Below are 24,557 nucleotides of genomic sequence, written 5' to 3'. Positions count from 1 at the left end.
GTGAGTATTCAACAACTTTGTCTAATAATCGTTTTAACTCCCTTGGCTGGCTCCATAATTGCTGGTTTTTTCCGTAATCAAATAGGACGAGTCGGGGCACATTCAGCCACTATTTTAGGCGTTGCAATATCTTTTGTTGCCTCGCTGTATGTAGCTTGGCAAGTCTTTTCTGGCGCCATGCCCACTGAGAGTACGGTGCTTTACCATTGGGCAACTGGTGGATTAATTCTTCCGTTTGAATTTAATATCGGTTTTCTGATTGATCCTTTAAGTGCCGTGATGCTAGTGACTGTTAATTTCGTCTCTCTATTGGTGCATATTTATAGTATTGGATATATGGCTGATGACGATGGATACCAACGTTTTTTTAGCTACATTTCCTTGTTTACTTTTATGATGCTGATGTTAGTAAGTGCCAATAATTTCTTACAATTATTTTTTGGCTGGGAAGGCGTAGGTCTTGTTTCTTATTTACTTATCGGTTTCTGGTATCAAAAAGAATCAGCTATTGAAGGTAGCCTTAAAGCATTTATTGTCAACCGCGTAGGTGACTTTGGTTTTCTAATAGGTATTGCATTGGTTTTTGCCTACACGGGTAGTATTGATTACGAAACTGTGTTCAAAAGCGTTAACTATCTTACAACCCAAAATATTGAACTATTTCAAGGTCATCCTTGGTCTTTAGTTACAGTAATTTGTTTAGCCCTATATGTTGGTGCCATGGGTAAGTCGGCACAAGTACCGTTACATGTGTGGTTACCTGAATCAATGGAAGGTCCGACACCTATTTCTGCATTGATTCATGCTGCAACCATGGTTACCGCTGGGGTATTTATGATTGCACGTATTTCACCTCTAATCGAATTTTCCACAACAGCATTAAGTGTAGTTCTTGTGATTGGTGCAACAGGTGCACTCTTTACAGGAATTTTAGCACTCACAATGAACGATATTAAACGGGTTGTCGCCTATTCAACATTGTCTCAATTGGGATATATGATGGTTGGGATGGGTGCATCAGCTTATAGTGCAGGCATGTTTCATCTTCTGACTCATGCATGTTTTAAAGCCCTCTTATTCTTAGGGGCTGGTTCTGTAATTATCGGAATGCATCATGAACAAGACATGCGAAAAATGGGTGGCTTATGGAATAAAATGCCCATTACTTATATAACGTTTGTAATTGGATCTTTAGCTCTTTGTGCTATTCCTCCGCTCGCAGGGTTTTATTCAAAAGATACAATAATCGAAGCGGTCCAATTGTCACAGATCCCTGGAAGTGGTTATTCCTATTTCTGTGTAGTTCTTGGAGCTGGTGTCACTGCCATGTATACCTTTAGATCTTTGTTTATGACGTTCCATGGAAAGCCTCGCATGGACGAACATACTCTAAGCCATATTCATGAGTCGCCATGGGTAGTTTGGTTGCCACTCGTTCTCCTTGCTATTCCTTCAATTATATTAGGCTACGTATTGTACATGCCTATGCTTTTTGATAATCCAACTATTTTAAGTCCTTCTTTATTTGTTCTTCCTCAGCATAATGTATTGGCAGAGCTTGCACATGAAATTACGTCTCCTTTTGCAAGTATGTTGCATTCAGTCTACTCGCTTACGTTCTGGATTACTTTGGCAGGAATTGCGATTGCTTGGATTTGTTATATAGCTGTTCCATCAATTCCAGGCTATTTGGCACGACGTTTTTCACTCATTTATAAAATACTCGTCAATAAATACGGCTTTGATGCGTTTAACAATATAGTTTTTGTAAAAGGCTCTAAGGGTATAGGAACTGTATTTTACAGTGTGGGTGATCAAAAGTTGATCGATGGAATGGTTGTGAATGGCAGCAGTCGACTAGTTAGATGGTTATCAGCTAAAGGTCGCGCTATACAAAGTGGTTATCTGTATCATTATGCTACAGTAATGATTTTTGGATTGCTTGGATTTTTATGCTGGTTGATACTCGGCTGAATATAGGGTGAAGGTATGCATTATTTGCTCAATTTACTAATTTGGTTGCCAGTAATAGGCGGTGTTTTTGTTCTTCTCTCTGGAGATGATCGTAGCCCGAATATTTCGCGTTATTTGGCATTATTTACGGTAATACTTTGTTTACTACTTTGTATCCCTCTTGTTGCAGGCTTCGATCCTAAAGTTCTAGGAATGCAATATTTGGAGGAATTTTCATGGATGCCGTCACTAGGCATTAGCTATAGCTTAGGTATCGATGGTATGTCGTTACTCCTAATTGTGCTTAGCATTTTTACGAATTTAGTGGTGATCTTAGCAACTTGGGAAAGTATTACTAACAGAGTCTCTCAGTATTTAGCTGCATTTTTGATCATGCAGGGACTATTAGTTGGAGTTTTCTCGGCCTTAGATGCCATTTTATTTTATATCTTCTGGGAAGCCACGCTAATTCCCATGTACCTAATTATTGGTATTTGGGGATCAGATAATCGTGTTTATGCAGCGATTAAATTCTTCTTATATACCTTTTTAGGTTCAGTACTCATGTTAGCTAGCTTTTTATACATGGGCTACATTGCAGGTACATTTAGTATTGAAGCTTTTTATGCCATTAAACTGAGCATGACAGCACAAACATTGATCTTTATCGCATTTTTCCTCGGTTTTGCAATTAAGATTCCGATGTTTCCAGTCCATACTTGGTTGCCTGATGCACATACTGAGGCTCCAGCTGGTGGCTCAGTTGTATTAGCAGCAATTTTACTAAAGCTTGGAGCGTACGGGTTTATCCGTTTCTCCTTACCCATAGTTCCGGATGCATGTAGTCGTTATGCCGGGATTATGATTGCCTTATCTTTAATTGCAGTTGTTTATATTGCTTTAGTCGCAATTATTCAAAAAGATATGAAACGTTTAATTGCTTACTCTTCAATTTCACATATGGGATTTGTGACATTAGGTTGTTTTGCCATCTTTGCTATTGCAAAACAATCAGGATTAAGCGCCGCTGGCCTAATCTTAGAAGGTGCTATTGTAGTTATGATTTCGCACGCTTTTGTCTCAAGTGCACTTTTCGCCGGTGTGGGTTATATCTATGACCGTATGCATACCCGTCGTTTAGCTGATTTTGGTGGGATAGTGAATACAATGCCTGTTTTTGCATCATTCTTCATGCTTTTCTGCATGGCGAATGCTGGCTTACCAGGTACTTCAGGTTTTGTTGGTGAGTTCATGGTCATTCTTGGATCACTTAAAGCCGGTTTTTGGGTGACATTTTGGGCTGCTACCACACTTATAACCGCAGCAGGTTATAATCTTTGGATGTATAAACGAGTAATTTTTGGACCTATAGCAAATGAAAAAGTTGCGGAACTAAAAGATCTTTCGGGCTATGAGTTAAGTGCTTATATTTTACTTGCTTTGATGGTGATCGCTATGGGTGTATATCCTAAGCCGTTCTTAGAGTACATTCATCAAACAGTAAGCCATACTCTAGCATTAGCAAGTCAATCAAAATTGTAATCAAGGTTAATCAATATGACAGCATTACTTGAAAATATCCATGTAGCCATTCCGGAAATGATTGTGCTCGCCACCGCATGCATTGCATTGCTTGCTGACCTATTTTTACGGCATCGCTATAAATCAATTTCTTATTTTATCTCCTGTTTCGGTTTAGTTTTAGCTGCTGTTGTAAGTTTTCTTTATATTGGTATGTATAAGGTTATTACACTCAATGGTTTATTCATTAGTGATGATGTAGCCAATTTAATGAAATTCTTTATATACATTACTGTGCTGCTTAGCTTTATCTATTCAAAAAATTATATAGATGAGCGTCAAATGCCTTCAGGTGATTACTATATTTTAGGATTATTTTCTACTTTAGGAATGATGCTTCTTGTTTCAGCACATTCACTACTTACAATTTTCCTTGGCTTAGAATTATTGTCACTACCTTTATATGCTATGACTGCTATTCGTAGAACTGATAGTGATGCTTCTGAGGCAGCAATGAAATACTTTGTGATGGGTTCAATTGCTTCTGCCATGCTTTTATATGGTATTTCTCTAATTTATGGAGCAACTGGAAAATTAGATTTACTCGAAGTGGCCAATGTCATAGCTGCGAACTGGCAACAGCAAAGTACGCTACTCGCATTTGCTATGGTTTTTATCCTATGTGGAGTAGCATTTAAATTAGCAGCCGTACCTTTCCATATGTGGGCACCTGATGTATACCAGGGAGCACCAACTTCAGTTACTTTATTCATTAGTGCTGCACCAAAAGTTGCTGCCTTAGGAATGGCATTTAGATTACTGACTATTGGCCTCGTCGATGTTAGTTCGCAGTGGCAACATATTTTATTGGTGATGACTTTACTTTCTACTGGTTTGGGGAATTTATTTGCAGTAGTACAGACCAGTGTTAAACGGTTATTAGCTTATTCTGCAATATCGCATATTGGATATGCTTTATTTGGTGTTTTAGCGGCGACCGCTTCGGGATACTCTGCAGCGCTTTATTATATTCTCGTCTATTCAATAACCTCAGCCGCAGGCTTTGGTTTAATTGTGCTAATGTCCAACCATGGGATGGAAATAGATAGCATTGATGATTTAAAAGGGCTTAACAAAAGAAATCCCTGGCTCGCATTTTTGATGCTAATCATTATGTTTTCTCTCGCGGGTGTTCCGCCTACAGTTGGTTTCTTTACTAAATTGCTTGTACTAAAGGCCTTAGTTGATGCTCAAATGATGTGGGTTGCCGTGCTGGGCTTATTGTTTACAGTGATTGGCGCTTATTACTATTTAAGAATTGTTAAAATCATGTATTTTGATGCACCAACACATGTTGACCCAGTTGTTATGAATAAGGGAAATGTCATAGTACTTTCTCTTAATTGCTTATCGTTACTGTATTTAGGTATATTTCCAGGTGCCTTAATTGTAGCGTGTATGAATGCTTTCGGTTCCTAAGATAGATTAATCTTTGTTCTGCACTAGAAAATCACCCATTTTTCTTATGCAGAATACATATTTATTTATATTCTTAAGCGAAAGTACTTGCTAAGCGTACTGACTCTCAGTATACTTGCCATCAGTTGACGCGGGGTGGAGCAGCCTGGTAGCTCGTCGGGCTCATAACCCGAAGGTCGTAGGTTCAAATCCTGCCCCCGCTACCACTTATTAAGAACCCCATTTATGGGGTTTTTTATTATGTATAATTTGTAACTGCACTAAAGATAGTAGTAGCCAGTGAAGCAAAGATCGCGCTCGGAATTAATTGTTTTATAGAAATCACTTTCAGAGTTTCAGCTCTTGCCCGAACTTAGGTTACTGTACCGTATTTGTATTAGGCATCCGTGCCCTTTTTAGTTTGTTAATACTATGATACAAGATGAATTGGAACATTTATTAGCTCCGACACTTAATGACATGGGCTATGAGCTTTGGGGATGTGAATATCTTTCACAGGGTAAGCATTCGTTATTGCGCATATACATTGATAAGGCTGATGGAATAGGGATTGAAGACTGCGAAGCAGTAAGTCATCAAGTCAGTGCTTTGCTTGATGTTGAAGATCCAATTTCAGGAAATTATAGCTTGGAAGTATCATCACCAGGTATACCAAGACCTTTATTTAAAAATTGGCAATATCAGCGTTACATAGGCCATGAAGTACAAGTAAAAACTTTTAAGCCAATTGAGGGTAAGCGTAAATTACTTGGTACTATTGTCTCAGCATCTGAGGAAACTTTAGTACTTAAAATAAATAATAAAGATCAAGAATTACTTTTTTCAAATATTGTGAAAGCAAGTTTGACAGTATAGAGAGGCGAACAATGAGCAAAGAATTGTTACTGGTTGCAGAGGCGTTATCAAACGAAAGAGGTGTAAGTAAAGATGTTATTATACTTGCCATTCAGGCTGCATTGGAGTCCGCAACTCGCAAGATCTTTGGTTTAGATATAGGGGTACGAATAAAATTAGATTCCCGCACAGGCGACTATGAAACGTTTAGATATTGGGATGTAGTCAATGAAGATGAGATAGAGCATCCAGATCGCCAATTAACTGTTGAACAAGCAAAAGAACGCAACCCAGCTGCAAAAATTAATGATCGTATAGAAGAGTCAATTCCTTCAATTGAATTTGGAAGAATTGAGGCACAAGCAGCTCGCCAAGTGATTATGCAAAAGGTTAGAGAAGCGGAACGTGAGCTAGTAATTGATCAATTCCGAAGCAAGTTAGGTCAATTAATTTATGGAACTGTTAAGAAAGTTACCCGTGATAATATTATAATTGACTTAGGTGGGAAAGCAGAAGCCTTCTTGCCCCGTACAGAAATGCTTCCACATGAAATGTTTCGCCCGAATGATAGAGTCCGTGCTTATTTATATGAAATCACTCCGCAAGCACGTGGACCACAACTTTTTGTAAGCCGTACTCGTAATGAAATGCTCATCGAACTGTTCCGTATTGAGGTACCTGAAATTGGTGAGAATGTGATTGAAGTGAAAGCTGCGGCACGAGATCCTGGTAATAGGGCCAAAATTGCAGTCAAAACCAATGATGGACGAATTGATCCTGTTGGGGCTTGTGTTGGTATGCGCGGCGCTCGGGTTCAAGCTGTTTCTAGCGAACTTGGTGGTGAGCGTGTGGATATTATTTTATGGGACGATAATCCACCTCAATTGGTGATTAATGCCATGGCTCCTGCAGAAATTTCTTCTATTGTTGTAGATGAAGACAGTCATACTATGGATTTAGCTGTAGAAAAAGATCAATTATCCCAGGCAATTGGTCGCAATGGTCAAAACGTTCGTTTAGCAAGTCAATTAACTGGCTGGACATTGAATGTTATGACTACAGATGAGTTCGAAAATAAGAATTTGGAAGAATCTAGTAAAATTGTTAAGTTATTTACTTCTGCACTGGAAATTGATGAAGAAATTGCTACATTACTCGTAGCGCATGGTTTTTCTTCTCTAGAAGAAATTGCTTATGTTCCCAAAGAAGAATTACTGGCTATCGAGGAATTTGACGAAGAAATTGTTGAAGAACTACGAAATAGAGCAAACGATAAATTACTCACAATGGCTCTTTCTTCAGGCAAAGGGCTATCTGGTTCACCTGATGAAACATTACTCTCAATGGAAGGGATGACCGAAGAGTTAGCTAACAAATTAGCTGCAAAAGGAATTACTTCCATGGAAGATTTAGCTGAGCAATCTGTAGATGAGCTGTTAGAAATTGAAGGAATGACTGAAGAAAAGGCCGGTGCTTTAATTATGAAGGCCAGAGAACCATGGTTTTTATAAGACTATGGATTTATTATAAATTAATGTAGTGCAAATACGCAGTTATCTTCAGATAAAGTATATAACTGCTGAAAGGGGATTAAAATATGGCGGATGTGACGGTTAAACAATTAGCTCAAGTCGTTGGTATTCCGGTTGAACGCTTATTGAACCAGTTACAGGAAGCAGGGTTGTCTTTTACTGATGACCAACAGACTGTGAATGAAGAGCAAAAGCGGATCCTACTCAATCATTTGAAGAGAACCTCTCTGCGTGATGTGAATGTTTCGCCTGAACGAATTACTTTAAGGCGAAAAAGCTTATCGCAAGTCACCGTTGGCCATGATGCTCATAGTGGCAAAACTGTAAGTGTTGAGGTACGTAAGAAAAAAGTTTTTGTAAAACGTACCCCAATAGTAGAGTTGCCTGATGCTGAAGAACCTATTCTATCTGAAGAAAATCAGGACATTCCTGATCAGCATTCTGCGGAAGTTGCTTCAGAGATCCAACAGGTATCTGAAACACCTACTGAATCAGTGGAGCAAATCGCTGAACCTTCTGAAATAATAGTAGAAAATCAAGAGTCTGAAGTCGAAGCCAATCCACAGGATGAAAAAACTGAGGAAGCCCCTGAAAGCTTAGCAACAGAAGTTCCTGAAAGTACAAGTGCAATTGAAGTTATGGAAGAGATTTCCATAAAAGAAGAGCATAAATTGGAAAAGCAACCTAAAAAGAAACATGTAGAGCAAACAATTGAATCGGATGCTGGAGACTTTAGAAAAGTTAAGAAAAAACCCAAATATCAACAAACTTCTTATGATCGTGACGAAGAAGATCAAGAAGGCCATAGACGTGGTGGGCGTAGCAAATTTAAAAAGCGTAAGGGTATAGAGAAATCAGATAAGCTTAAAGAAGCTGAAGAGTCTCTAACACATGGTTTTGCATTGCCAACTGCTCCTGTAGTAAAAGAAGTTTTAATACCTGAAACGATTACGGTCGCTGAATTAGCAAAAAGAATGTCTGTTAAAGCTGCTGAAGTAATTAAGGTAATGATGACTCTTGGAGCAATGGCAACCATTAACCAGGTTATCGATCAAGAAACCGCCGTTATTGTTGTTGAAGAAATGGGCCATAAGGCACGTATTATTAAAGAAGATGCAATTGAAGTAGGATTAGGCGAGTCGATTAATAAGGGTAGTCGTACAGAATCTAGAGCGCCTGTTGTCACGATTATGGGGCACGTAGATCATGGTAAGACTTCGTTACTTGATTACATTCGTCGAACCAAAGTTGCTATTGGAGAAGCAGGTGGTATTACCCAGCATATCGGTGCTTATCATGTTAGTACTCCTAAAGGCGAGATTACATTCTTAGATACTCCAGGTCACGCTGCGTTTACCGCAATGAGAGCGCGTGGTGCGAAGGTCACTGATATCGTGGTGTTGATCGTTGCTGCAGATGATGGGGTTAAACCACAAACTGTAGAAGCAATTCAACATGCCAAGGCAGCGAAAGTGCCAATTATTGTTGCAATTAATAAAATGGATAAGCCCGATGCAGATCCTGATCGTGTCATGAATGAATTAACGACACATGAAGTAATTCCAGAAGCTTGGGGTGGAGATACTATGTTTATCAATATCTCGGCTAAGTCAGGCATGGGTATTGATGAGCTTCTCGATGCAATTTTACTTCAATCTGAGGTTTTAGAGTTAACCGCAGTAACTGACGGTGCTGCGAAAGGTGTAGTTATCGAGTCGCGTTTGGATAAAGGAAGAGGTCCTGTAGCTACTGTATTAGTACAAAGTGGAACACTACATAAAGGCGATATCTTACTTGCTGGGTTCCAGTATGGTCGCGTACGTGCTTTGGTTGGTGATAATGGTGATCTGGTTGATTTTGCAGGCCCATCAATTCCAGTTGAAGTACTTGGCTTATCAGCTATTCCTCATGCCGGAGATGAAGCGGTTGTTGTTCCTGATGAGAAAAAAGCAAGAGAGGTTGCTTTGTTCCGTCAAGGTAAATTCCGAGATGTGAAACTTGCCAGACGCCAGAAATCCACCATTGAAGGCATCATGGAAAATATGGCAGCTGGAGAATCTAAAGTACTTAATGTGGTACTTAAAGCAGACGTTCAAGGTTCTTTAGAAGCAATTTCAGATGCTTTAGTGAAGTTATCGACTGATGAAGTTAAAGTTGAAGTTATTTCAAGCGGTGTGGGTGGTATTACTGAGTCCGATGTACACTTGGCCATAGCATCTAATGCTATTTTGGTAGGCTTTAACGTAAGAGCTGATAGCAGCGCTAAGAAATTGGCAGAGCATGAGTCAGTGCAGCTGCATTATTATAGCGTCATCTACGACATTGTAGATCAGATTAAAGGCGCTTTAACGGGTATGCTTGCTCCGCAATTTAAAGAAGAAATTATTGGTATTGCTGAAGTTCGTGATGTATTTAAATCACCTAAAATTGGCGCGATTGCAGGTTGTATGGTTGTCGAAGGAGTTATTAAACGTAATAATCCTATTCGTGTCCTGCGTGCCAATGTGGTTATCTATGAGGGAACTTTGGAATCACTACGAAGATTTAAAGATGATGTGGTTGAGGTTCGCCAAGGGTTTGAATGTGGAATTGGAGTTAAAAATTACAATGATGTTAAACCAGGCGACCTAATTGAAGTATATGAAACAGTTGAAATTAAGCGTGATTTATAAAGATGGGTCATAATTTTAAACGTACAGATCGAGTCGCTGAGATGATTCAGCGAAAGTTAGCGCAGATAATACCTATGGAAGTAAAAGATCCGCGCTTAACCGGGTTCGTCACTATATCTGCTGTAAAAGTTGCTGCTGATTTGGGCCATGCTAAGGTATATTTTACTGTGCTGAATGATGATAAAGAAACTGCAGCGACTATTTTAAATGCTGCTGCGAGCTATTTGCGTAGCGCTTTGGCACGAAGTATTACTTTACGTACAGTTCCTCAGCTTCATTTCGTATATGATGAGTCAATAGAATATGGGCAACGTTTAAGTCGTCTCATTGATGAAGTAAATCCGCCAGTTTCCGATGATAATGAAAGCAATTGATCTTTTAGCATTAGATGGAATTTTATTACTAAATAAATCAGAGGGAATGACTTCCAACACGGCGTTGCAGAAAGCAAAAAGGTTGTTAGGCGCAAAGAAAGCTGGTCACACTGGAAGTTTAGACCCGCTCGCTACAGGTATGTTGCCTCTTTGCTTCGGCGAAGCCACAAAAGTATGTCAATTTTTGCTTGATGCAGATAAGTGTTATCAAACTACGGGTTTGTTAGGTATTAAAACGAATACTTCTGATGCAACAGGTGAAATAATTGCTCGTGTTGAAGGATTTACAGTTTCTGAGACAAATTTGCTTGATGTATTAAAAGAACATACAGGTCATATACAGCAGATTCCCTCCATGTTTTCCGCTTTAAAACATAATGGAACACCTCTTTATCGTTTGGCTAGAGAAGGGATCCACATTGAGAGGAAGGCACGTGAGATTCTGATTCGTACTTTGCAACTTGATGCATTTGACGGTACTCGATTTTCATTAACAGTAACCTGCAGTAAGGGAACTTATATTCGCAATTTGGTTGAAGATATTGGCGATGTTTTAGGTGTTGGGGCTCATGTAACTCGCTTACATCGGGTTTATACCTCAGGCTTAGAGAATATGCCTATGTATTCTCTAGATGAATTAGAGGCAATGTCTAGTTCCGAACGAACAGCTTGCTTGATTCCTATGGATAGAGCCGTCAGTCATTTGGAGAAAGTGACTCTTCTGAATGATGAAATTATTAGCATTCGTCAAGGTAGAGTAGTAACAAATAAAATAGATGTAGAAAAAGCAGATTGTGTTCGTCTTTATGACGAGAAAGCACAGTTTATTGGGTTAGGTGAACGAAATATCCAGGGTGATATTAAAGCGAAACGATTACTTTCTTTTTGATCATTTTCACATAAGAAAGGTGTGAGCACGTAAAATATGAAATTTTTTGCACAAAAATAATTTTCAGTACTTGTTTCGTTGGACATGCCTTGGTAGAATGTTCGCCTTTAAATGAATACTTAGTAGTTCCGGGAGTGTATAATGTCGCTAAGCAGCGCAGATAAAGCAGCAATTGTTAAAGAATACAAGCGTTCCGATAAAGATACTGGTTCGCCTGAAGTTCAGGTTTCTATTATTACTGGTCGTATTAAATATTTAACTGAGCACTTTAAAGAACACAAAAAAGATTTTCATTCTCGACGTGGACTGCAAGAACTTGTTAATAAGCGTCGTAAGCTGTTGAAATATTTAAAGCGTAACGATGAAGCTCGCTATCAAACATTGATCCAAAGTTTGGAACTGAGAGATTCTTATTGATTGCTGAGCAAATACATTTCTTTACGAATGTACTTTACAAAAAAATACTTTAAATAAAGGCGCAATTTTCTGCGCCTTTTTTTCGTTATAATTACTTAATGAGGAAGATTACGTGGCTAAGTTTACAAAAGAAATAGCATTCGGTGACCACACGCTTATATTGGAAACAGGTGAAATTGCGCGACAAGCGGATGGAGCAGTATTAGCCAGTATGAATGGCACTCAAGTATTAGCTACAGTAGTTGGTAAAAAAGAAGGTGGCGATGAAAATGGGTTTTTCCCATTAACGGTAAATTACCAAGAAAAATTTTACGCAGTAGGTAAAATACCTGGTGGATTTAATAAACGTGAAGGCAGGCCATCAGATAATGAAACGTTAACTTCCCGACTTATAGATCGCCCTATTCGTCCTTTATTTCCAGATGGATTTTGTAACGAAGTACAAGTCATTGTTACCGTTCTTTCTTTAAACCCAGAAGTTTCTGCAGATATCGTTGCAATGGTTGCATCCTCTGCAGCATTAGCTCTTTCGGGCGTCCCTTTTAATGGTCCCATTGGCGCTGCTCGTGTAGGTTATAAGGACGGCATTTACTTATTAAACCCAAGCCGTAAGGAACTGGAGCAATCCAAACTTGACTTAGTCGTAGCAGGCACTAAAGATGCTATTTTGATGGTCGAGTCAGAAGCTAAAGAATTAAGTGAAGACATTATGCGCGGCGCTATTATGTTTGGTCATGAAATGATGAAAAATGTGATCAAAGGAATAGAAGATCTCGCAGCACAAGGTGGGAAAACTCGGTGGGAATGGACCGCGCCTGAAGTAGATACATCTTTACAAGAACGCGTTTCTGATATGGTGAAACAAGACGTTGAGGCAGCCTATCTGATTAAAGACAAGCAAGAACGTTATCAACGTTTAGATGTGTTAAAAGAACAAGCAATATCAGCTTTGCAAGCAGAAAATGATGAGTTAAAAGCTGATGTTATTGGTAATATGTTTGTTGAAATAGAGCGTGCTACTGTACGAAATCGAATTCTTGATGGCGAGCCTCGAATTGATGGCCGTGACCACAAAACAGTTCGCCCAATTTCCATTCGCACAAAACTTTTAGAAAGAACACACGGCTCTGTGTTGTTTACTCGCGGCGAAACCCAAGCGATTGTTGTTGCTACTTTGGGTAATGAGCGTGACGCACAAATCCTAGATAACATTACTGGTGAATCAAAAGATCGATTCATGTTGCATTATAACTTCCCTCCTTATTCAGTAGGGGAAACAGGCATGGTTGGTAGTCCCAAGCGTAGAGAAATTGGGCATGGTCGCTTAGCAAAACGTGCAATCATCGCTGTTTTGCCTGAAGCCAACGAATTTCCCTATATACTAAGAGTTGTTTCTGAAATCACTGAATCAAATGGTTCAAGCTCGATGGCAACAGTATGTGGTACTAGCCTTGCGTTGATGGATGCTGGTGTTCCATTAAAAGCACCTGTAGCTGGAGTCGCAATGGGCCTAATTAAAGAAGGCGATCGTTATGCGGTGTTAACGGATATTTTAGGTGATGAAGATCATTTAGGTGATATGGATTTCAAAGTAGCAGGTACCGAGCAGGGAATCACTGCATTACAAATGGACATTAAAATCCAGGGAATTACTAATGAAATTATGGAGCAAGCTTTAGACCAAGCATTGGCTGGTCGCTTACATATCCTGGGTGTAATGAATAATGCATTATCAGAGCATCGAGAAGAATTATCCCAGCATGCACCAAGAATTACTACTATGAAAGTTGCTGAAGACAAAATCCGTACAATTATTGGTAAAGGCGGCGCAACGATTAAAGGATTAATTGATAGCACGGGTGTTTCTATTGATATAGATGATACGGGTGTTGTTCAATTATTTTCTCCCGATATGAATGCTTTAGAAGAAGCGCAAAAACAAATTAAGGCATTAATTGCAGAAATTGAGGTTGGCCAAACTTATCAAGGTAAAGTAAGTAAAATCGTTGATTTTGGTGCCTTTATAAATCTTTTGCCTGGTAAAGATGGATTACTCCATATTTCTCAAATCTGCAGCGATCGATCACAAAAGGTCGAGTCGGTGCTTCAAGAGGGTCAAGAGATCGCCGTATTTGTTGCTGGTATCGATAAGCAAGGTCGTGTGAAGCTTGAGTGGAAAGATAAACCCCAAGCAGAAGAAACAGCTGCTCCTGCTGAGGAAGCTCATCATGAAGAAGAACATAATGAAGCAGAAAAGAGTATTCGTGACGGAGAAGAAGAATAAGGAATAATCGTTCTTCCACATGCATAGTGTGGAAGAAGGATTTTAGTTGTTAACCTGGGTGAGAAAAAGATACTTTACCCGGGTTACACGCTACTTCACCCAGGCAATTAGGCTAAAAATGGAGACGGAAAGGCAGGATTACTTATTCTGAGTTAAGGTTAAGAATTCGGCTCGACTCGTTGGACTATTGCGCATATCACCAAGCATTACTGAGGTGGTCATTATTGAGTTTTGTTTCTCGACACCACGCATCATCATACATAAGTGTTTTGCTTCAATGACTACAGCTATACCACGTGCTCCGGTAATTGATTCTAAGCAGGTTGCTATTTCTGAGGTTAACCGCTCTTGAATTTGTAAACGTCGCGAAAAGTAATCAACAATACGGGCTATTTTCGATAATCCTATTACTTTTCCATTAGGAATGTATCCAACATGACACTTGCCAAGAAATGGAAGTAAATGGTGTTCGCACATGGAATACATTTCAATATCTTTGACGATAACCATTTCACTCATGTCCGAATCAAAAAGCGCGTCATTAATAATATCTTCCAAGCTCTCATTGTACCCTTTAGTTAAATAACGCATGGCATTGGCAGCACGTGCAGGAGTATCAAGCAACCCTTGTCGATCTACATCTTCGCCTAATTGTATTAGCAGTTCTTTATATAGTTTTTCCATTGTTTTTTCCTACCCAGGGGGCCATGTCATACGACGTCCGCCCAGTAAATGTAAATGAATATGATATACTGTTTGGCCACCATCGGGATTAATGTTGAAAACTAATCGATATCCTGCGTCACTTATTCCTTCAGTTTGAGCAATTTTCTTTGCCCCTAAAATCATTTTTCCCAACAGGGCCTGGTCTTCATCGCTGGCATCATTCAACGTAGCAATATGTTGCTTCGGAATAATCAGCAGATGTTTAGGAGCTTGCGGGTTGAGATCACGAAAAGCCATTATCTCATCGTCTTCAAAAACTACTGATGCAGGGATCGCACCTTGTGCAATTTTGCAAAACAAGCAATTCATAAGCAATCTCATTTTGATTAAAAAAGGCTATTATACATTGCATTGCTTATAATGCGACAGCTTCTCTTTGCCTTTTAATGTGTTTTTTCGCATAATAGCGGCTTTATGTTGTAATTTCGCATTAGAGCCAAGATTATTATTTAAAATAAAGTGATATTGATGAGAGTTGTATGTTCCTATAGAAGGCTTGTGCCTTAAGGGAGAAAGGTTGTTGAGTTTTAAAGGCTTATATACTTAGCGTTTTACATGTATTTTTATTCGATTAAGAGGGGAGAAGAATAAATGAGTTTAATGAGAATTAGTAGTGGTCGTGATTTACCAAGAGAAATTAATGTAATTATTGAAATCCCTATGCATAGCGAACCTGTAAAGTATGAAGTAAATAAAGAATCTGGAGTATTATTCGTTGACCGTTTTTTAACAACCCCCATGTTTTATCCTGTCAATTACGGTTATGTTCCTCATACTTTATCTGAGGATGGGGATCCTGTTGATGTTCTCGTGGTGACTCCTGTTCCTCTTGTTGGTGGCTCGGTTATCCCATGCCGACCAGTTGGTATGTTAAAGATGACTGATGAGTCAGGCATAGATGCTAAAATATTAGCTGTTCCAACGAATAAGCTAACTAAAATTTATGAATCGGTTGAGTCACATGAAGATTTGCCGCAGCATCTATTAAATTCTTTAGAACACTTTTTCAGTCACTATAAAGATTTGGAAGAAGGTAAATGGGTTAAACTGGATGGTTGGGTTGGTCCAGAAGCTGCATTCGAAGAGATTAAGTCTAGCGTAGCTCGTTATAATAAAGAACAAAAATAGATAAATTTCATTCTGTTGAAAAATTTCTGGGCTTGGGAGAAAGGCATAAAGCCTACAACTAAGCCCATTGTTGTACTATCCGAATTGTATCTTTAAGACGTTCAAGGTTGTCCCTCTCTCGCTTTCTTTGAAACCATATGATACTTTATTTCGTGTTATAAAAGCTGAGGAAATTCGGTGACATACCATCTTTCTACATTGTTTATCATACTATTTTTTTTAATTCTGTTGGCGGCGTTTTTTGCAGCCACTGAAATCGGTATGATGTCGATCAATCGTTATAAGCTAAAACATTTAGTCAAGAAAGAGAATAAACAAGCTTCGCGAGTGAATCAAATACTCTCTCGACCTGATCGACTATTGAGTGTTGTTTTAATCGGTAATACTCTGGCTAATATTCTTGCGTCAACAATTGCAACTTTGATTGGCCAGCACATTTATGGTGATGCAGGTATTGCGATAGCCACCGTCATTTTGACGCTGGTGATTTTGGTTTTTGCTGAAATGATACCTAAAACATTTGCAGCAATTTATCCACAACAAGTTGCATTTGTTACCTCATTACCTTTACAAATACTCCAATTGATTTTTGCTCCTTTGGTTTACATCAGCAGTTCTATGTCTAACGGCGTACTACGTTTATTTCGAATCTCAATTGACAAAATACAAAAGGAATTGTTAACGAATGAAGAATTACGCTCAGTGGTGCATGAAGCAGGGGGGCTATTACCAGTCGAGCATAAAAGTATGCTGATTAGTCTTCTGGATTTAGAACAAGCTACTGTAGAAGATATAATGATTCCTAAATCGGATATTGTTGGTATCGATATCGAAGAGCCTTGGTCAGAAATTCTGTATCAATTAGAAACAGCAAAACATACACGCTTGCCATTATACCGTAATTCAATTGATGATCTGGTTGGAATGATTCATGTACGTGATGTGCTAAATCTGGCTATAGAAAATGAGTTAAATCTTGATAGTCTACTGAAAGCAGCCGATAAACCATATTATATTCCTGAGGCTACGTCGCTTAATATTCAAATTTTAAATTTCAGAAAAATGAAGCGACGTAGTTCTTTTGTTGTGGATGAATATGGCGATATTCAGGGTTTAGTGACAATGGAAGATATACTTGAAGAAATAGTAGGCGAGTTTACTACTGATGTGGCTGCTCTAAGTCGAGATATCACCCCGCAAAGCGATGGTTCAGTTATTGTTGATGGAAGTTTAACATTACGTCATCTAAATCGCTTAATGGGTTGGCAATTACCTATGATAGGGCCAAAAACGTTAAGTGGATTAATTGTTGAACATCTTGGTTATATTCCGCCAGCTGATTCCTGCTTGACAATAGAAAACTATCGGATGGAAATATTAAAAGTCGGCGACAACACAATTAAAAGTGTCAAGATGTTCAAAATAAGTAAGAAGCGCAAATAAGTCTATTTTGTATCGCTTTCTTTTAAAGTGGATACGTGTGCGGTAAACATATAACCTCCATTGCGAATGGTTTTGATTAATGCCGGTTTTTTTGCATCCACTTCAATTTTCTGACGTAGTCTACTTATTTGCACATCGATTCTTCGGTCAAATGGATTCAGATCACTATTTTTAGTGATTTGTAACAGGAGCTCCCTATCTAGGATGCGCTGGGGTTGCAGTACAAAAGTAAGTAACAAATCATATTCCCCTGCACTTAATAATAATTCTTCATGGGTCTTATCATGAAATACTTGCCTGGAAGCGGGATAGAGCTTCCAGTTGGAGAAAACTAGAACTTCCTTTTCATGATCAGATTGTGGTTTTGCACGTAAGACACGTCGGTTTATTGCACTGACTCGAGCATGTAGCTCCCTGGGTAATAAGGGCTTTACAATAAAATCATCTGCTCCCGCTTCGAGGACTTTAATGCAGGCATCTTCATCCGGCGTGTCGTTTAAAATCAATAAAGGTACAGGATAATTTGTATAAAATTGGTGAATTGATTGAAGGTCATTTTTTAAAATTGACCAATGAATGAGAATGGCAATAGGTTTCCCTACCCCACTTTGAATGGGTGTAACTAATTGGTTTTGCTGTACAATGTTGATGTTAAATTGTGCAAAATATTTCTTGAGATCCTCACTCACAGGATCGTTATCAATGAATAAAAGATAACTGGGTTGTGGCATTAATTTATTCCCATTTTTTTGAGCAGTATTCGTCATAATTTTGGCAAGATTAGTATCGACTTGCAATTATTTTCGATATTATTCTATGAGTTATTGATATTTATTTGCTGTCTTTCGCGGAACCATGACTATCTTTAATCTTATAACATATAGGTAGGATACAATTTCTCCAGCGAATACAATTATACCAGGACGATGCTTGAGGAGTAGGGATGACTCAAAACAGAAATCAGTTTTCAAGTTGGTTTGTAACAGACAATGATCGAGCAAAAACCTTGGTCAAACACGAACTTAAATTGATGAAAAATGATCTTCATGGATATATAGAAGATTCTTACGAGTTAGAAATGCATCCTAAAGTTGAGTTATTGTGTCGCTCTATAGCAAATAAATATCTAGATTATTTGCAATTATTGGATCAGAAAGCAGTAGCGTATACCCGAAAAAAACTAGAGCGTGAATTATCTTGGTCTGAACGTTTTAATCAGATCACTCTTTTAGAACAAAAATTGGCTTCGTCTCTAGATGTTGAAGAACAAAAAGAGCTTTTATTGCAAATTATCTCTTTATATCAATGTGCTCCATCTATTGAATCTTCAGTGTCTAGTCAGGTTCATCTTCAGTCACAATTAAAACAATTATTTTCCGAGCGAGAATTGAATTTATGGCTGGAAGGATTCGTTGATTTTGTGAATAAAAGTGATAGTGGGCAGTGTGCATGGGTAGCATTTTTTTATGACTGGAATGTTCAACAACAACAAGTTGCATTGGATTTTTTTGCTAATCCTCAATTTGCTGATTTGGTGAATGCAATTTTCCTCTATAAGATACATCCAGATAAATTATTCGCGGATGTAATTCATCCTGAAAAATTAGTTTCGGTGCAGATGCGTCTAGAGATATTGCATTCTTATATCGAATTAATGCAACAAAAACTGTATGAGATTGCTTTACAGAAAGAATTAGAGTTAGGGGTGGACTATTTTTTGCATGATGAAGAGTTACCTCAGGGTATTAGGATTGAAACCAATGAAGTGTTTAGACAAATGATTCAATCAGCAGTAAAAAGCCTAAAACTTAACTCAAATCCAATCTCCGCAAAACGAAATAACGTTGATTACATATCGGATTTGAAGCGCGCTTACAAATTCTGGTTTAACCCGAATCGTTTAATTGATGCGGTGATGGTACTTCAACAAAATATGTTGTCAGGTGTAGTAGAGCAAGAAAAGAATCCAATGCTTTTCCAAGTAAAAATGTTGGCATTATACAATCAGCTTACGACCACCGAATGTTTAGATTTATATGGCTACTTTGCCAACAATGATACGCACAATTTACTGTATACTTTCTTTAATATCACCGGTGGGGGTACTTTTGATTGGTTACCTTTACTTAATGATGACGAAAAAATAGCAGTTCTAGAGGTTTTTGATGCATTGCGCTGTGTTATGGATGCTTTGCGTATCGAATTAGGGAATAGGCATTTTCTCACTGAACCCTATATGTATGATTTAGCGATTTCAAACATAGAAATAAGTTATCGTAATCGAGATGCAGTATTTAGAGTGATGACACTTTATAAGCCCACGCATGTAATCCATGGCAATGCTATTGAGCAGTTATTCCAGTCTGTAGAAGACTAGTTGATTAAGCTAACGCTCTTTCTTTTTCCCTTCTAAAAGGAATGAGCGTAAATGTTTAATGATTAAAGCACCGAGTTTTCGTTCTCTTCCCGATTGTGTCAATGGAATGCCGATCTTTCGTGAAATTTTAGCTTTAAGAGCAGAGATTCCAATAAGTCTTTTCCATGAAAATCCACCACGATTCATTATTCTAACCCTTAGGATAAATGGGTGAGTATACTATTGTTTTACTCGGTTTAGGAGTTCCAAAATTTTTTATTATGCTTTTATTCGTGATCAGTGGATGGGCTATTTATATGCCAATTATAGATGTAACTATCAATGGTATTTATGTGCTTAAGTTGACTTTGCAACGGCTCTTTTGCAAATTGCAATAAATGAAAAATGATATCCTGCTTGGTGCCACCAAAATCCTCTTCAAACCAATCATATAATTTAGAGATGATCAGTTTTCCCTCAATGACGCTTACTCCTCTAAGAGAATTAATGTAATTTGCGGCAGCTTGGTTTAATTGTTCTTCAATAAGTTTACCCTGGTAGACTTTTCTACTTAAATTGGGAGCGCCAATGGTGCCGTTGCTTAGAGCATAATGAGTACGCGGATCATTCCAAATCGCTCTAATAATGCGATTGTTAATGTCGTCTAAGGTTAAAGAAGTATCTTTAACAGTAATGAGGTTTGCACCCCAGGGGCCTATGCTGAATAATCCTGGGGAGATATTAATTTCTTGAATTGTAGTTACTGGGTAATAATTGGCTATAACTTGAACCGTCAAAGCATTGTATAGATTAATCCAATAGGCCAATTGCTCATTACGGTTGTAATTATTAATATCAATTTCAGCCATGTTTTTTAAATAGTCTTTAAGCAAGTTTAAATCTATTTGTGTCATATGAGCATAATCAACTAGGTTGATGTTTTCTTCATTGGTCACAATACGTCGATTAAGGAAATTTTGCCAAAGTTGATGCGAAATAACTTCCTTTGATAGCGGGCTATTTACCTCCCATTTGGGCCATAAACTTTTATAAAAAGAGGCATTGGCCAGTCCGGAAATGAGAAGCATTAATATGAAAATGTATTTATTGCGGTACACTGTTTTAAACATGAATTATTGCTCTATTGCGAAGGGCGTTCCCTATAGTATTTCCATCCAAAAACTCTAATTCTCCTCCAGAGGGAATTCCATGCGCTAATTGAGTAATGTTTATTGATAAATCACGCAAAAGCTGGTGGATAAAATGAATGGTAGTTTGTCCTTCTACGCTGGGGCTTAACGCTAAAATAACTTCTTTAATTTCTTCTTGAATGATGAGATTTTTTAGTCGGGGTAACCCTATATCTTCTGGGCCTAAGCCATCAAGCGGAGATATTTTTCCCATGAGAACAAAATACTTACCTTGAAAAGCATTGCTTTGTTCTATAGCAGATACATCAGCTGGACTTTCCACAACACAAAGCAAGGAAGAATCCCGATTTGGATTTTGGCAAAGGGTACAAATTTTTTGTTCTGTATAGTTAGCACAACGCTCACAATGGTGAATGTTATTCATTGCTTGCTCAAGACATGATGCAAGGTTTAATCCTCTCTGTCTTTGATGCTGAAGCAAGTGAAACACCATGCGTTGTGCTGATTTTGGACCTACGCCTGGTAGACAGCGGAGCGCTTCTACCAGGCGGTTTAGCATATCCATCGTTAGGATTATTCCTTATCACCCTTGTCGCCGCCCATTAAATCAGTTGGAATATTTAGACCAGCTGTTAATTGACTGATTTTTTCCTTAGATGCTTTTTCAATTTTCCGTACAGCATCATTGATTGCTGCAGCAACTAAGTCTTCCAACATTTCTACATCTTCTTCCATCATAGTAGGTTTGATTTTAACTTCAGTGGCATCATGTCGGCCATTCATTTTAATAACTACCATGCCACCACCAGCTTCACCTGTAACAACTAATTGACTTAATTGTTGTTGCGCTTCTTGCATACGTTGTTGCATTTTTTGCGCTTCTTTCATCAGGTTGCCAAGATTTTGATTCATATCCATTATTAAGGCCTCATATGTTTAGATTTAAATTCGATATATTATAAGTCATCTTTCAGCGGGACAATAGAATTTTTGACCAATTCTGCTGAAAATTCTTGCTGAAGTTGTTGGAACATAGGATCATTTTTTAATGCAGCTTCTGCTTTCAGTTGTTTCTGTTGAGTTGCCTGCTCTTTTTGCTGTGCAGGAGAGGATTGAACTGATTCATCACTGTTTAAAATAATTTTTACTTGATTTTGGTAATATTGGCTCAGTGCTGTTTCAATGCGCGAGAGTATCGTTGGTGTAAACAGAGATTGATGTCCTTTGGCCACACGTAAAGTTACCTCTCGTCCATCTTTAGCGACTAATTCAGCATTTTCTGCTGCATTGAGTGCTAAACCAGTGAGCTTTAGGTGCGGGATAATACTCGCCCAATCGTTTGCTTCTTGATGAGTAACCTGCGGTTGTTCTTCTTTTACTTGGTTATCTAGATTTGCTGGAAGATTCGATAAATCCTGAGATTGTTGTTCTGAAACCTTCTCCGGAATCTCTTGTAGCAAAAGAGGTGGTTGTTGCTGCTCAGAGGGTAACAATGTTTTATAAGGTGCTAAAGGAGGGCGGGCTTCTTTAAGGGCAGGTCTAAACGTTAGCATACGCAACAGGGTCATATTAAAGCCGATGATTAACGTAGGAGCAAGATGAATTTCCTCGCGCCCTTTAAGACCAATTTGATAAAAAAGTTGAGTGTCTTCGGCTGAAATGTGTTGCGCTAGAGTCCTGATTTGTGATGAAGGACTAATTAGAGGATTATTGTCTCCAATGACTTGATATACAGCTATTTGATGAAGATAGTTAAGTAATTCATCTAATACATACTGAAAATGTCCGCCTTCAATTGAAATCCATTGACTAATTTTTAATACAGCAGCTGCATTTTGTTCTGCTAAGGCATCTATTAATTGCAGGGCATAATCTTGTTGGGTATAACCCAGGATCATTTTGACATCATTTGCACATAATTGGGTATCACAACCAGTAATAGCTTGATCCAAAAGACTTAATGCATCGCGCATGCTGCCGCGCGCAGCTTTAGCTAATATATCAACAGCCTCAATTTCAAAACCTAGTTGTTCTTCTTTAAGAATCAGCTGCAAATGCTGACTGATTAACTCTGTCGCCAAATGCTTCAGATTAAATTGTAGGCAACGAGATAAGACAGTTACAGGAAGCTTTTGTGGATCTGTTGTAGCTAAAATAAATTTGACATGTTCCGGGGGCTCTTCCAGCGTTTTGAGCAGCGCATTGAAACTATGCTGCGAGAGCATATGAACTTCATCAATTAAATAGATTTTAAAACGACCTATAGCGGGTGCATATTGGACGTTATCTAATACATCACGGGTATCCTCAACTCGAGTTTTAGATGCACCATCAATTTCGATTAAGTCGATAAATCGTCCCTGTTCTATTGCATTACAAATAGTGCACTGCAAACAGGGTTCTGAACTAATGCCTTTCTCACAATTTAAAGACTTGGCTAAAATTCGAGCAATACTGGTCTTTCCTACACCGCGAGTGCCGGTAAATAGATAGGCATGGTGTAATCGCTGTTGATTCAGCGCATTTATCAATGCCTTATTGATATGGTCTTGGCCAACCAGTTGGGAAAATGTGCGTGGTCGCCATTTACGGGCAAGTGCCAGATAGCTCATACATGTTTTCACGAGTTGGGCGGCAGCTCTAAGAGCCACACTCCGGCGCTCGAATCAATCGCTACCGCTGCTCCCTTCCGGGCCTGACGGGGTTCACGATCTATCGCCGCGAAGGGACCAATAGAGCCACCATAGTTGAATCGCGAAGATTAACAAAAAAAAGGAGGATTAGCCAGACTTGGCAAAAAATAATTTATTAAAAATGTATGTATTAGGGATACCTAGAGGAGTCATAAGAATAATATCTTAATTAAAGAATCCGGTGTTCTCTGCGAAATGTGAAACCAAATAGTTTTATGCAAGCCGCTTTGGGTATGTTTTAGACTGTTCAAATTCACTATCTTCTTTTAATGGTATTTTCTCACGTTCTCTTTGTAATTCACGGCCTCTTTTCAGTTCAGGCCTATAATCATCAACAGAGGGGGCGTCACTTATGTCGCTAAGAACTTTTGCTGATGCACCATTAGGATTGCGTTTTGCTTGATCTTTAAGTCGCTGAACAGCGGTCTCATAATCTGGGTTATCATCAAAAAAATGATGTGCATTAAGAGAAAGAAAACTAGTTTTTTCTTTAGATAACTTTATTAATTGTTCAACTTTAGCAAAATCATCATATCTGATTAGTGCTTCACGAAAATCGGCAGGAGCTTAAGGTAGGGCTCAATATTCCATTTTTGCCCTCAGTAACTTATCCTAATTCAATTAATGAAGATTTAGTTCGTTCGCCATAACCTGCTTTTCTACCATAACTATGTTTAATAATATCATCTAGAGAATTTATAGAGTCCTCTGTCCAGGTTTTAATTCGAGTCAAATAGAGTGTACAAGCTTGGTGTGAGGAATGGGAAGAAATTAAAAAGTATTAACGCTGTAAATCAAATTATGAGTTCTCATTGATAATAAATACTAATTTATCACTCATTAATATATATTCCTCTCTCGAACGGAACTAGAACACCTGGTATTTTTTTTAAAAAAAATGAAAAAAGTGTTTGACACTGAGGGTGAAATCAGTAGAATACGCAGCACGCCTTCGGGGCAGGTTCATTAAGAAGAGAGAAGACAAACTGTGTGGGCACTTTGAATAACCTTTGAGTGCTTAGAAGTATAAAGAAGTAAAGAAGCTGGTTTTAAACTAGCACAGGAATTGAACTGAAGAGTTTGATCCTGGCTCAGATTGAACGCT

Annotated in this window: 20 protein-coding genes, 1 tRNA gene, 1 other RNA gene and 2 pseudogenes; 15 read left to right on the top strand and 9 right to left on the bottom strand. The window is 38.4% G+C overall.

Features of this window, described 5'->3' with window-relative positions; all coding sequences use genetic code 11:
* From nuoL to pnp, 12 genes and pseudogenes are all read left to right on the top strand, one after another.
* A complete protein-coding gene (nuoL, locus tag ACWTEW_RS27975) occupies positions 1-1,974 on the top strand; it encodes an NADH-quinone oxidoreductase subunit L (protein WP_454781305.1) in 1,974 nt (657 codons plus the stop codon).
* Between the two features lie 15 nt (positions 1,975-1,989).
* A complete protein-coding gene (locus ACWTEW_RS27970; RefSeq protein ID WP_454781304.1) occupies positions 1,990-3,495 on the top strand; it encodes a complex I subunit 4 family protein in 1,506 nt (501 codons plus the stop codon).
* Positions 3,496-3,510: 15 nt separating this feature from the next.
* On the top strand, positions 3,511-4,953 hold the full coding sequence (gene nuoN, locus ACWTEW_RS27965; protein WP_454781303.1) for an NADH-quinone oxidoreductase subunit NuoN: 1,443 nt from the start codon (positions 3,511-3,513) through the stop codon (positions 4,951-4,953).
* A 129-nt stretch (positions 4,954-5,082) separates the two neighbouring features.
* Positions 5,083-5,159: transfer RNA gene (locus tag ACWTEW_RS27960), tRNA-Met, on the top strand.
* 205 nt (positions 5,160-5,364) lie between these two features.
* Positions 5,365-5,808: a ribosome maturation factor RimP gene (gene rimP / locus ACWTEW_RS27955; protein WP_454781302.1), complete on the top strand. Its 444-nt coding sequence runs from the start codon at positions 5,365-5,367 to the stop codon at positions 5,806-5,808.
* A gap of 11 nt (positions 5,809-5,819) precedes the next feature.
* Positions 5,820-7,298 carry a transcription termination factor NusA gene (gene nusA, locus ACWTEW_RS27950; RefSeq protein ID WP_454781301.1) on the top strand — a complete coding sequence of 493 codons (1,479 nt, stop codon included), beginning with the start codon at positions 5,820-5,822 and terminating at the stop codon, positions 7,296-7,298.
* Positions 7,299-7,384: 86 nt separating this feature from the next.
* Positions 7,385-7,694: pseudogene (locus tag ACWTEW_RS27945) on the top strand (translation initiation factor IF-2 associated domain-containing protein); the annotation flags it as partial.
* Between the two features lie 275 nt (positions 7,695-7,969).
* A pseudogene (infB, locus tag ACWTEW_RS27940) lies at positions 7,970-9,991 on the top strand (translation initiation factor IF-2); the annotation flags it as partial.
* A gap of 2 nt (positions 9,992-9,993) precedes the next feature.
* Complete coding sequence (gene rbfA / locus ACWTEW_RS27935) at positions 9,994-10,365, top strand: 30S ribosome-binding factor RbfA (protein WP_454781300.1); 372 nt, start codon at positions 9,994-9,996, stop codon at positions 10,363-10,365.
* On the top strand, positions 10,352-11,254 hold the full coding sequence (truB, locus tag ACWTEW_RS27930) for a tRNA pseudouridine(55) synthase TruB (protein WP_454781299.1): 903 nt from the start codon (positions 10,352-10,354) through the stop codon (positions 11,252-11,254). The genes rbfA and truB overlap by 14 nt, the downstream gene beginning before the upstream one ends.
* A gap of 141 nt (positions 11,255-11,395) precedes the next feature.
* Complete coding sequence (gene rpsO, locus ACWTEW_RS27925; protein ID WP_454781298.1) at positions 11,396-11,671, top strand: 30S ribosomal protein S15; 276 nt, start codon at positions 11,396-11,398, stop codon at positions 11,669-11,671.
* A gap of 112 nt (positions 11,672-11,783) precedes the next feature.
* Positions 11,784-13,955, top strand: coding sequence for a polyribonucleotide nucleotidyltransferase (pnp, locus tag ACWTEW_RS27920; RefSeq protein ID WP_454781297.1), 2,172 nt, complete (start codon positions 11,784-11,786; stop codon positions 13,953-13,955).
* Between the two features lie 138 nt (positions 13,956-14,093).
* Here the strand turns inward: pnp and folE are convergent, their stop codons facing one another.
* Together folE and ACWTEW_RS27910 are read right to left on the bottom strand one after the other, a co-directional pair.
* On the bottom strand, positions 14,094-14,639 hold the full coding sequence (gene folE, locus ACWTEW_RS27915) for a GTP cyclohydrolase I FolE (RefSeq protein ID WP_454781296.1): 546 nt from the start codon (positions 14,637-14,639) through the stop codon (positions 14,094-14,096).
* A 9-nt stretch (positions 14,640-14,648) separates the two neighbouring features.
* The gene (locus ACWTEW_RS27910; RefSeq protein WP_454781295.1) at positions 14,649-14,990 is read right to left on the bottom strand and encodes a histidine triad nucleotide-binding protein; all 342 of its coding nucleotides are present in this window, start codon (positions 14,988-14,990) and stop codon (positions 14,649-14,651) included.
* Between the two features lie 282 nt (positions 14,991-15,272).
* On the opposite strand from ACWTEW_RS27910, the gene ppa reads away from it, so the two are divergent.
* A complete protein-coding gene (ppa, locus tag ACWTEW_RS27905) occupies positions 15,273-15,809 on the top strand; it encodes an inorganic diphosphatase (protein ID WP_454781294.1) in 537 nt (178 codons plus the stop codon).
* Positions 15,810-15,986: 177 nt separating this feature from the next.
* Positions 15,987-17,252 (top strand): HlyC/CorC family transporter, encoded by a 1,266-nt coding sequence (locus tag ACWTEW_RS27900; RefSeq protein WP_454781293.1) that lies wholly within the window; start codon positions 15,987-15,989, stop codon positions 17,250-17,252.
* A 2-nt stretch (positions 17,253-17,254) separates the two neighbouring features.
* Here the strand turns inward: ACWTEW_RS27900 and ACWTEW_RS27895 are convergent, their stop codons facing one another.
* Positions 17,255-17,983: a winged helix-turn-helix domain-containing protein gene (locus tag ACWTEW_RS27895; protein ID WP_454781292.1), complete on the bottom strand. Its 729-nt coding sequence runs from the start codon at positions 17,981-17,983 to the stop codon at positions 17,255-17,257.
* Between the two features lie 212 nt (positions 17,984-18,195).
* Between ACWTEW_RS27895 and ACWTEW_RS27890 the strand changes: the two genes are divergently transcribed.
* The gene (locus ACWTEW_RS27890) at positions 18,196-19,629 is read left to right on the top strand and encodes a hypothetical protein (RefSeq protein ID WP_454781291.1); all 1,434 of its coding nucleotides are present in this window, start codon (positions 18,196-18,198) and stop codon (positions 19,627-19,629) included.
* Between the two features lie 9 nt (positions 19,630-19,638).
* Here the strand turns inward: ACWTEW_RS27890 and ACWTEW_RS27885 are convergent, their stop codons facing one another.
* The 6 genes from ACWTEW_RS27885 to ffs form a co-directional block, all read right to left on the bottom strand.
* Complete coding sequence (locus ACWTEW_RS27885) at positions 19,639-19,815, bottom strand: hypothetical protein (RefSeq protein ID WP_454781290.1); 177 nt, start codon at positions 19,813-19,815, stop codon at positions 19,639-19,641.
* Between the two features lie 80 nt (positions 19,816-19,895).
* The gene (locus ACWTEW_RS27880) at positions 19,896-20,738 is read right to left on the bottom strand and encodes a DUF547 domain-containing protein (protein WP_454781289.1); all 843 of its coding nucleotides are present in this window, start codon (positions 20,736-20,738) and stop codon (positions 19,896-19,898) included.
* A complete protein-coding gene (gene recR / locus ACWTEW_RS27875; protein ID WP_454781288.1) occupies positions 20,731-21,324 on the bottom strand; it encodes a recombination mediator RecR in 594 nt (197 codons plus the stop codon). Before recR ends, ACWTEW_RS27880 begins: the two co-directional genes overlap by 8 nt.
* An 8-nt stretch (positions 21,325-21,332) precedes the next feature.
* Positions 21,333-21,677 carry a YbaB/EbfC family nucleoid-associated protein gene (locus ACWTEW_RS27870; RefSeq protein WP_019232941.1) on the bottom strand — a complete coding sequence of 115 codons (345 nt, stop codon included), beginning with the start codon at positions 21,675-21,677 and terminating at the stop codon, positions 21,333-21,335.
* A gap of 38 nt (positions 21,678-21,715) precedes the next feature.
* A complete protein-coding gene (gene dnaX / locus ACWTEW_RS27865) occupies positions 21,716-23,371 on the bottom strand; it encodes a DNA polymerase III subunit gamma/tau (RefSeq protein ID WP_454781287.1) in 1,656 nt (551 codons plus the stop codon).
* A 26-nt stretch (positions 23,372-23,397) separates the two neighbouring features.
* Positions 23,398-23,494: signal recognition particle sRNA small type (ffs, locus tag ACWTEW_RS27860), an RNA gene on the bottom strand.
* Positions 23,495-24,557: the final 1,063 nt, after the last annotated feature.

It is taken from the genome of Legionella stuttgartensis (genome assembly GCF_977063405.2).
Note: the sequence above shows the minus strand (reverse complement) of the source record. Positions and strands in the feature narration are given on the sequence as shown.